The sequence below is a fragment of the Pseudonocardia sp. KRD291 genome (genome assembly GCF_019263595.1).
Lineage (GTDB): Bacteria > Actinomycetota > Actinomycetes > Mycobacteriales > Pseudonocardiaceae > Pseudonocardia.
The window spans coordinates 23,854-32,969 of sequence record NZ_JADQDD010000029.1 but is presented as its reverse complement, the minus strand read 5'-3'; the positions used below and the strand labels follow the sequence as shown (position 1 = coordinate 32,969).

7 protein-coding genes are annotated in these 9,116 nt (G+C 70.9%); 1 reads left to right on the top strand and 6 read right to left on the bottom strand.

Annotated features, from left to right (window positions below; translation table 11 throughout):
- The 3 genes from I4I78_RS06950 to I4I78_RS06940 all read right to left on the bottom strand — a co-directional run.
- On the bottom strand, window positions 1-732 hold a 732-nt coding region (locus I4I78_RS06950), incomplete at its 3' end, for a cbb3-type cytochrome c oxidase subunit I (protein WP_218610371.1).
- 177 nt (window positions 733-909) lie between these two features.
- Complete coding sequence (locus I4I78_RS06945; protein ID WP_218610370.1) at window positions 910-1,353, bottom strand: hypothetical protein; 444 nt, start codon at window positions 1,351-1,353, stop codon at window positions 910-912.
- A 122-nt stretch (window positions 1,354-1,475) separates the two neighbouring features.
- Entirely contained in the window at window positions 1,476-2,387 is a 912-nt protein-coding gene (locus I4I78_RS06940; RefSeq protein ID WP_218610369.1) for a cytochrome c oxidase assembly protein, read from the bottom strand.
- 220 nt (window positions 2,388-2,607) lie between these two features.
- Here I4I78_RS06940 and I4I78_RS06935 point away from each other — a divergent pair, with 220 nt between their 5' ends.
- Window positions 2,608-3,294 (top strand): DUF5134 domain-containing protein, encoded by a 687-nt coding sequence (locus I4I78_RS06935; RefSeq protein WP_218610368.1) that lies wholly within the window; start codon window positions 2,608-2,610, stop codon window positions 3,292-3,294.
- Window positions 3,295-3,359: 65 nt separating this feature from the next.
- Here the strand turns inward: I4I78_RS06935 and I4I78_RS06930 are convergent, their stop codons facing one another.
- The 3 genes from I4I78_RS06930 to I4I78_RS06920 all read right to left on the bottom strand — a co-directional run bounded on the left by I4I78_RS06930 (window position 3,360) and on the right by I4I78_RS06920 (window position 8,735).
- A complete protein-coding gene (locus I4I78_RS06930; protein WP_226379244.1) occupies window positions 3,360-4,286 on the bottom strand; it encodes a cation diffusion facilitator family transporter in 927 nt (308 codons plus the stop codon).
- Between the two features lie 286 nt (window positions 4,287-4,572).
- Window positions 4,573-6,480: a cytochrome c oxidase assembly protein gene (locus I4I78_RS33710; RefSeq protein WP_218610366.1), complete on the bottom strand. Its 1,908-nt coding sequence runs from the start codon at window positions 6,478-6,480 to the stop codon at window positions 4,573-4,575.
- On the bottom strand, window positions 6,477-8,735 hold the full coding sequence (locus I4I78_RS06920) for a heavy metal translocating P-type ATPase (protein WP_308251945.1): 2,259 nt from the start codon (window positions 8,733-8,735) through the stop codon (window positions 6,477-6,479). Before I4I78_RS06920 ends, I4I78_RS33710 begins: the two co-directional genes overlap by 4 nt.
- Window positions 8,736-9,116 lie beyond the last annotated feature (381 nt).

Genomic DNA, 9,116 nt, shown 5'->3' with positions numbered 1-9,116 from the left:
CGGGTCGAACACGTGCGCGCCCAGCTGGCGGTCGGCCAGCAGCCCGAACAGGGCGGCGGTGAGAATCGGGAACGCGATCAGGATCAGCAGCGCGGTGATGAAGATGTTCCAGGTGAAGATCGGCATCCGGAACATCGTCATGCCCGGCGCGCGCATGCAGACGATCGTCGTCACGAAGTTGACGCCGCCGAGGATCGTGCCCAGACCGGACACGATCAGTCCGATCGCCCAGAGGTCGGCGCCCGGGCCGGGCGAGTGGATCGCGTCGGAGAGCGGGGTGTAGGCGAACCAGCCGAAGTCCGCGGCGCCGCCGGGGGTCAGGAAGCCGGAGACGACGGTGAGCCCGCCGAACAGGAACAGCCAGTAGGAGAAGGCGTTGAGCCGCGGGAACGCGACGTCGGGGGCGCCGATCTGCAGCGGCACGATGTAGTTCGCGAACCCGAACAGGATCGGCGTCGCGTAGAGCAGCAGCATGATCGTGCCGTGCATCGTGAACAGCTGGTTGTACTGCTCGGTCGAGAGGAACTGCAGCTCCGGACGGGCGAGCTCGCCGCGCATCAGCAGTGCCATGGCACCGCCGGCCAGGAAGAACCCGAACGACGTGACCAGGTACAGGATCGCAATGTCCTTGGGGTCTGTCGTCCGCAGCATCTTGAGCAGCGTCGATCCCTTGCCGGACCGTCGGGCCGCGTGGGGTCGGGTGGTGATGGGCTTGGGAGCTACCGCGGTCACCGCGGCACTCCGCAGGTCGAACTGGTCATGGTGTGGCCTCTCCGGAACCAGCGGGCGAGCGCCGCTGTCGGTCGATGCATCGGGCGAAACGTCCGTGGCGGGCGGTCAAGGGGGCCCCGCCGCCACAGGAGCGGTCGTGCAGGTCGGGACACACCGCCCCGACCACCTAGCGCCTGATCACCTTCTGAGGACACCCAAGGTCAACAACAGCCCCACCCCGTACCGGGCGAACTGTCGAACCCCCGACGCAGGGACATCCCCGCCGCGCGGACCGGATCGGTCGACGACGTCGGCTGAGAGCCCGGCCAACCCGGACAGGGGCGAGACCGCGTCGTCGACCATGCCGGTCGCGCCGACGGCCGGTGCGCGCCCGGCGTCAGCAGCCAGCGGGCTATGACCCCACTGCGAGTTCGATGGCCCCGGCCCCTCCGGCAAGACAGGGCCCGGGGCCGAGGCCTCCTGGGCCACCAGCGCAACCGAGCCGACCGGCGCGGCGCTCGCGGCGCCCTCACCATTGCTGGCCATCGCGGCGTGGGCGAGCAGCAGGCAAACGGCAAGGCTGAGCCCCATAGCCACCAGCATCGGCCGGCTCACGCGCCACAGCGTCAGGCTCACCGTCACCGCCTACTACGATCGGTAGAACTCGTGCTGCGACGCTACCTCAGCGACTCGGCACCGGCCACACCCCGGGGCGACACGAGCACTCACAGCCGGCATCTGAGGGGCCCCGGGGTGGGTGGGGTTCAGGAGCCGTCGCGTTGGGGGCCCAGCACGTCGGGGGTGTCTGCGTTGTTGTCGGTCAACCACCACGGCCGCAGCGTCGCACCGTCACCGTAGAGGCGGTCCAGCTGCCGGTCGGTGCGAATAGCCAGGCGCTCATCGGAGCGGAACCATTGCAGGATGAAGGCCCCGATGAGCGCGATGGCGGAGATGTCACCGAATCCCCAGAGGATGGCCCCGCCGATGTGCTGGTCCTCGAGTAGCGATGGGCCCCAGTCCCGGGCGAGGCTGCGGTAGAAGTCCTCGGCGAACAAGCTCTTGCTCATCATGATCGGGATTCCGAGCAGGATGTGCACGGGGCCCATGCCGATGATCAGCAACAGCCGGAAGCTGAACCGCACCCGGTGCGGGGTCGGATCAATACTGAGCAGGGCCCAGTAGAAGAGGAACCCGGTCAACACGAAGTGCAGGTGCATGATGTCGTGCACCCACACGTTGGTCAGCGAGCCCTCGTAGATCGGTGTGTAGTAGAAAACGAACTGGGTGATCGCGAACAAGGCGAACGCCATCGCCGGGTGCGACATGAGACGTACCGGCGGGCTGTGCAGCACCGCGAGGATCCGGCGGCGCCAGGCCTTGGGCAGCGTTCGCAGAGCGAGGCTGGTGGGCGCCCCGAGGACCAGACCGACCGGGGCGATCATCTGCAGCAGCATGTGCTGGATGGCGGGCACCGTAAACAGTGCGCGGTCGTAGACCCCGAGCGAGGAGGACACGCCCACGAAGATCACGGCGAGACCGAGGAACCAGTAGACGATCCTGCGGGTCGGCCACGCGACCCCGCGGCGGCGCAGCACCCGCACTCCCCACAAGTACAACCCGGCGGCAACGGCGAGCGGGATCAGCATCGCCGGATCGAAGGTCCAGCTGGTGAGCAACGTCGACATGGTCATCGGCGGGGGGTCGGCCGGCGGCATCGTCATCGGAAACCCAGCAGCACTACTCACGATGCGCGCGCCCCTCTCTGCCCTCACGACCCGGTTCGTGTGACCGCGATGCGGTGGCCCGGCACCCACCCTATTCTTCTACAGTGCGTAGAGCCGAGGAGGGTGGGAACCGCGGCAGAGGCCGCGGCCGGGCGCGTGGAAGGACAGGGTGATGACGACCTCGTGGATCCCTGCGCCGGTGGGCCTGCTCGCGGCCGCCGCGTTCGTGCTCGTTCTGGGCGTGCACGTGTGGCACGCCGCGGTGATGGTGCGACGTCACCGGCTCTGGCACCTGCTCCATATCCTGATGGCCGCCGCGATGGTGACGATGTACCTACCCGGAGACGCCCTGCAGATCCCGGCCCGGGCCGGCGTGGCGGTGTTCGCCGCGGTGGCTGTGCTGGTGGCCGCTGCGCTGCTGGTGAGCCTGCTGCAACGCAATCGGATCGGCGTGCTGTGGCTGCTCAACGTGGCCGACCTGGTTTGGATGGCGATCATGTTCGCACTGATGGAGATCGGCCTGCCCTGGGTCGCTGCGGCCGCCGCGGTGTGGTTCGCCGGGCAGGCTCTCGGCTGGGCGAGCGGCCGGTTCGGTGCCGTGCTCGAACATCGGGGGCTCGGGGAGGTCGACCCACCGACACATCCGCCGCCGACTCTCCAGTCTCGAGCGGCACCGGCCCGGATTTCCCTCATCCTCGCCGGCGAGGTACGAGCGCGCACGCGAGCCGGAACCGTCGACGGGGGCCGGCACGACCTGTCGGTCCGGGCGAGTCTGACGGCCATGTCCGTGGGGATGGCCTACATGTTCCTGGCGCAGACGGCGTCGGCCAACGGAATGGCCTCGATGGCGGGGATGTAGCAGTGCATCGGGCCTATCACCCCGGCTCGGGATGCCGAGCGGGTTCGGGCCGAGCGATCCGGGCGTCACAGCGAGGTTGGAGGGGCGGGCCCCTGGGCGCCCCGATGGACCGGACCGTGCGGCTCGACGCAATGATCCTGGTCGCTGGGGTCGTCGTGGTCGACCTGCAGGGTGGTGTGGGTGACCTCCTGCTGATCGCGCAGGACCCGTTCGACGCGCTCACGGGCCTCGTGACAGTCCGCGGCGCTCTCGACGAGCACGTGCGCCGAGAGCGCCGTCTGACCAGAGGTGATCTCCCAGATGTGCAGGTCGTGGACCTGGGTGACCCCGGGCAGGGAGGCGAGTTCGGCGCCGACGGCGTCCGGATCGATCCCGCGGGGTGAGGCCTCCAGGAACACCCGGCCCGAGTCGCGCACCAGCCCCCATCCGGCCTTGAGCATCAGCGCGGCCACGACCAGGGCGGCGATCGCGTCGGCCCGGGCGAAACCGGTCAGCAGGACCACCAGCCCGGCGATCGCGGTCGCGATGAACGCGAATAGGTCGTTGAGGATGTGCTGGAAGGCGCCCTCAACCGCCAGGCTCGTCCGGTTGGCCTTCGAGATCGCCCAGGTCGCGGCCAGGTTCACCACAATCCCGACCAGGGCGGTGACCAGCACCAGGCCACCGGCCACCTCCGGCGGCTCGATCAGCCGCTGGATGCCCTCGTAGACGAACCATGCCGCCAGCAGGAGCAGGGTGATGCCGTTGACCTGTGCGGACAAGATCTCCGCCCGACGCAGCCCAAACGTGTACCCACCTCGAGCCGGCCGCGCGGCCAACCGGATCGCCACCAACGCAAGCACGATCGACGCGGCGTCGGTCAGCATATGCGCCGAGTCGGTGATCAACGCCAACGAACCGGCCACCAGACCGATCACGAATTCGACCACCATGAACCCGACGATGAGAACGAGCGCGATCGACAGCCACCGGCGATCGGCATCGGCCGACATCCCCCGCCCGTGTCCGTGACCGTGCTTCTCGCCCACCATGCCGGCCAATATATAGCAGCATGCGCATATCTGCACTTTGACGGGACGAGGAGCGGCGGCCGCGCATACACAGCGGCCAGCTGTCCCTCGTCACGGCCTGAAGAAGCGGAGTTGATGGGGCCAGTCCCGGCCACCGTTCAGCGCTGACGGTCGCCGCGGTCGGTTCGGCCTACCTCTTCCTGGCTGCGACGCCCGGGGGCTGATAGCGGTGGCAGGGATGGCGCGAGGTAGGTGGCCTACCGGTGATTCATGTCCGTTCGTGCAGGCGTTGCGGGGACGCCGCGGGCTCGGCGTCGGTCTCCTGCCACCAACTACGGATCACGGCCACGGCTACGGCCACCATCGCCACGTCACTGACGATCCAGGCCAGGATGGCGCCGAACCGCTGGTCGACGACCAAGCCGGGTACATAGGTCAGGTTGAGCGCGGCGTAGAACGGTTCGGCGAGCGGGGTCGAGAGGCCGAGCAGCCACACTGAGAACCCGGCGTGCAGCATGGCGATCGCGAACAGGCCACCGAGCCGAACCAGCGCGGGCCGCTGCGCCCCGGTCGGCGAGTGGCCGATAACCGACCGGAAAAGGATCAGACCGCTGCCGAGCGCGAGTGCGGTCATCAGTGGGTGGGACCAGTGTTCGAGCACGATCGCGTCGAACAGCCCGGTGGCATACATCCCGAACAGCGCGACGGCGGCGATCAGCCAGGCCACAGCCGGGTTCCGCATGGTGCGCATCGGTCCGGCGTCGGCGAGCGCGGAGACCCGTTCGGCGGTCGCCGGTCGGGCGCAGGCCCGAACCAGCGACAGTGGGTGTCCGAGCACCAGCAGCGCCGGTGCCACGGTGGCCAGGAGGGCGTGGCCGGCCATGTGCACGCTGAACACTGCCGTGGCGTAGCTGCCGATCCCGGACGAGGTGGCCACCAGCACGGTGAGGCACCCGGCACACCAGGCCACGGTCCGCGGCCAGGGCCAGGTGCCGCCCCCGCGCCGTAGGCGGCGGACCCCGATCAGGTAGCCGGCGGCGCCGAGCACGGCCAGCGGGGCGAAGATCAGGTCGATCCGCCACCACAGGGCCAGTTCGACCAGGCCGAGTTGCGGTGGAAGGCCGTAACCGAGCAGGAAGACCAGCGGGTCGGTGCTCATGCCCTGGTCGGGAGGCAGCAGGCGGCTCATCGCTGTCCCGGCCGCGGCCGCGAACGCCAGCAGGCCCGCCTCGAGCGCGAGGAACTGCAGTACTCGGGCCGGGCCCGAGCCCGGTGGGCGACGACGCGCCAGCGCGGTGGCCGCACACAACGCCACCGCGCTGAGTACCACGAGCTGCCCGAACCCTGAGGAAAGCAGCTGGGCGGGTGGCGCGGCCAGCGCGCTGGGCACGGCCCCGGAGGCGAACACCACGACCGCCGAGGCGCCCGCGACGATCCGGTGCCGGCGCATCGTCATCTCGGTCACCGGCCCACGGCGCGCCTGCGCGGCGACCGCCACCGTGCTGGCGAGCCAGATGACCGCGGCGAGCACGTGCAGCGTCAGGGAGTCGCCGTACCAGTCGTGCGAGCGCTCGGAGTTCGCGACCGCAGTCAGCGGCGGCACGGCCAGACCCAGCAGCGTGCACACCAGCAGCCCGACCGCACCGCGCCAGGTCAAGACCGCGCCAGCGAACAGCGCGACGACGAGGAGGGCCCCGGCAGAGACGAGCCAACCGAACGCCGGCTCGACCGACCACAACCCGACCATCAGCACCGCGGGTCGGCCCAGGAGGCCGCCGAGCCCGACACCGGCGGTCTCGGCGAAGGTCAGGACCGCGACGGCCGCCGCGGCGATGACATAGACCAGGGCCGCCAGGCGGGCGGTCCGCAGGCTCCGGTAGCCACGCGGTGACAACGCCCCGCGTGGCGCGCCGGGCGCGTAGATGGTTGCCAGCAGCATCGCGGCCACGGCGCCCACCGCCGCCCCCACCGCGAGCATCCGGGCCACGGGCATCCCGACGTTGAGCACGACACCCAGCGAGGGATAGCCGTAGACCCGCGCGAGGTCCGGCCCGAACACCGCCAGCGCCGCCCCCACCACGCACGCAGCGACCGTCCAGGTCAGGACCCAGCCGCGCGCCAGCACCGCCGCCGCGCTGCGGTGCGCCGGTCGGGACTCGACCGCGGCGCGGTTCACGGCGTCGATGCCGGAGCCGGACGAGCAGGCGTGGGGCCTGTGTCCTCCGGCGGCGGGGGCGGGGTGAAGCGGCGCAGGCGCAGGCTGTTGGAGACCACGAACACCGAGGACAGCGCCATGGCCAGCCCGGCCACCAGCGGGCTGAGCAGGCCCGCGACGGCCAGTGGGAGCGCGGCGGTGTTGTAGCCGAACGCCCAGATCAGGTTGGCCCGGATCGTGCGGTGGGTGCGTCGGGCGAGCTCGATCGCGTCCCCGACCGCGTGCAGGTCGTCGCGGCCGAGGACGATGTCGGCGGCCTCGATCGCGACGTCGGTGCCGCGCCCGACGGCAATGCCCAGATCGGCGGTGGCCAGCGCCGCGGCGTCGTTGATGCCGTCGCCCACCACCGCGACGGTGCGGCCCCCGGACTGCAGCGCCTGCACGGTGTGCACCTTCGACTGCGGGGTCGCCTCGGCGATCACGTCGGCCTCGTCGATCCCGACCCGCGCGGCCACCACGGACGCGGCGGTCGGGTTGTCACCGGTGAGCATCACCGGACGCAGCCCGAGCCGGCGCAGTTGCGCCACTGCGGACCGGGCGGTGCCGCGCACCTGGTCGGACACCGCGCACAGGCCGCGAACCCGACCGTCCCACCCGACGGCGACGACCGTCGACCCGTCGGCCTCCAGCGCCGCCCGCTGGGACTGCAGGTCCTCCGGCAGGGCCAGGCCGTGCTCGGCCAGCATCCGGGCGCGTCCCACCAGGACGGTCCGGCCCTCGATGAGGCCGCGCGCTCCCAGCCCGGGCAGCGCGGCGAACTCGGTGACCGGGTACCGGCGGCCGTCCTCGACCGCGCCGGCCAGCGCCGCGGCGATCGGATGTTCGGAGACCTGCTCGACCGACGCGGCCGCGAGCAGGACCTCGTCCTCGGTCGTGCCGGCGGCCGCCCGGACCGCGACCAGGCTCATCCGGCCCTCGGTGAGGGTCCCGGTCTTGTCGAACACGATGGTGTCGATGCGCCGGGTCGATTCCAGCGCTTGGACGCCCTTGAGAAAAACTCCCAGCTGCGCGCCGCGGCCGGTACCTACGAGCACGGCGGTGGGGGTGGCCAACCCGAGCGCGCACGGGCAGGCGACCACCAGGACCGCCAACGCCGCGGTGACCGCCGCAGCCACCGACGGGCCCAGCAACCACCAGCCGGCCAGGGTCGCGGCAGCCAGCACCGCCACCGCCGGCACGAACACCGCCGACACCCGGTCGGCCAGCCGCTGGATCGCGGCCTTGCCCTCCTGGGCCCGTTCGACCAGCTCACCCATCCGGGCCAGCTGGGTGTCAGCCCCGACGCGGGAGGCCTGCACCGTCAGACCGCCGCCCACGTTGACCGTGCCGCCGATGACATGGTCACCGACCACGACCTCGCGCGGCACCGACTCACCGGTGACCACGCTGGTGTCCACCGCCGAACTTCCGTCGACGACCTGCCCGTCGGTGGCGAGCTTCTCGCCGGGCCGGACCACGAACCGGTCACCGACCCGCAACTCGCTGACCGGGCGTCGTTCCGAACGGCCGACGATCTCCACATCTTTCGCGCCCCACGCCAGCAATGTCCGCATCGCCGAACCGGCCCGCTGCTTGGCCCGAGCCTCGAAGTAGCGCCCGGCCAGCTGGAACGTCACCACGATCGCGGCGACATCGAGGTAGAGCGCGTCATCGGTGCGGGTCAACGCCGCCCACCCGGTGCCGAACCCCGGCTCGACCTCGCCGCCACGCAGCATCACCCACAACGACCACGCCGTCGCGGCCAACACGCCGAGAGACACCAACGAGTCCATCGATGCCGAGCGGTTTCGCAGACCGTTCCACGCCGCCCGGTGGAACGGGGCCGCACACCAGGTGACCATCGGCGCCGCCAGGGCCAGGAAGAGCCACTGCCAGCCGGCGAAGCGCAGCTCGGGGAACAACGACAGCGCCAACGACAGGTCGGCCAGCGGCATTGCCAGCACCGCCGCCACCGCCAGCCGACGGCGCAGGTCGCGCACCGACGCCGACGGCCCGCCGATGATAGGTCGCTCGACGGGCTTGGACAGGTCGGTGACCGAGCGGACCGCGTAGCCGGCCCGCTCGACGGCCTCCGAGAGTAGGCCCGCGTCGAGGTCGGACGGGCCCGTCACCCGAGCCCGCTCAGTGGCGTAGTTGACCGTGGCCCGGACTCCGTCGAGCTTGTTCAGGCGTCGCTCCACCCGACCGGCGCATGCCGCGCAGGTCATTCCGCCCACTGCGATGTCGAAGCTGCGCGCGTCTGAATCCTGGTGCGCCGCTGCGTCGGGGGTGCTTTCCGTCGTCGACGTGGCTCTCGCCTCCCAATTTACTACGGCCCGTAGAATAGCGTTGCGCCTGCCCAGACGCCCGCGGCCATGGTTCTCAGACGTGGCCCGCGCTGAGACCGCGGGCCGCGGTCAGCGCTCGAGGACCAGCAGGACCTCCATCGCCAGGAGCAACGATGCACCGATGAGCGGGGCGCGCGGACGCGGTCCGGCCTGCAGCCGGTGACTCGACTCAGCCCGGAGCGCATCAGCGTCAGCACGACCCACGTCGACCCGAACTCGGCATAGCAGGCCAGATCAGCCGGGCACCGCCGACGGCGCTGACCGACCGCC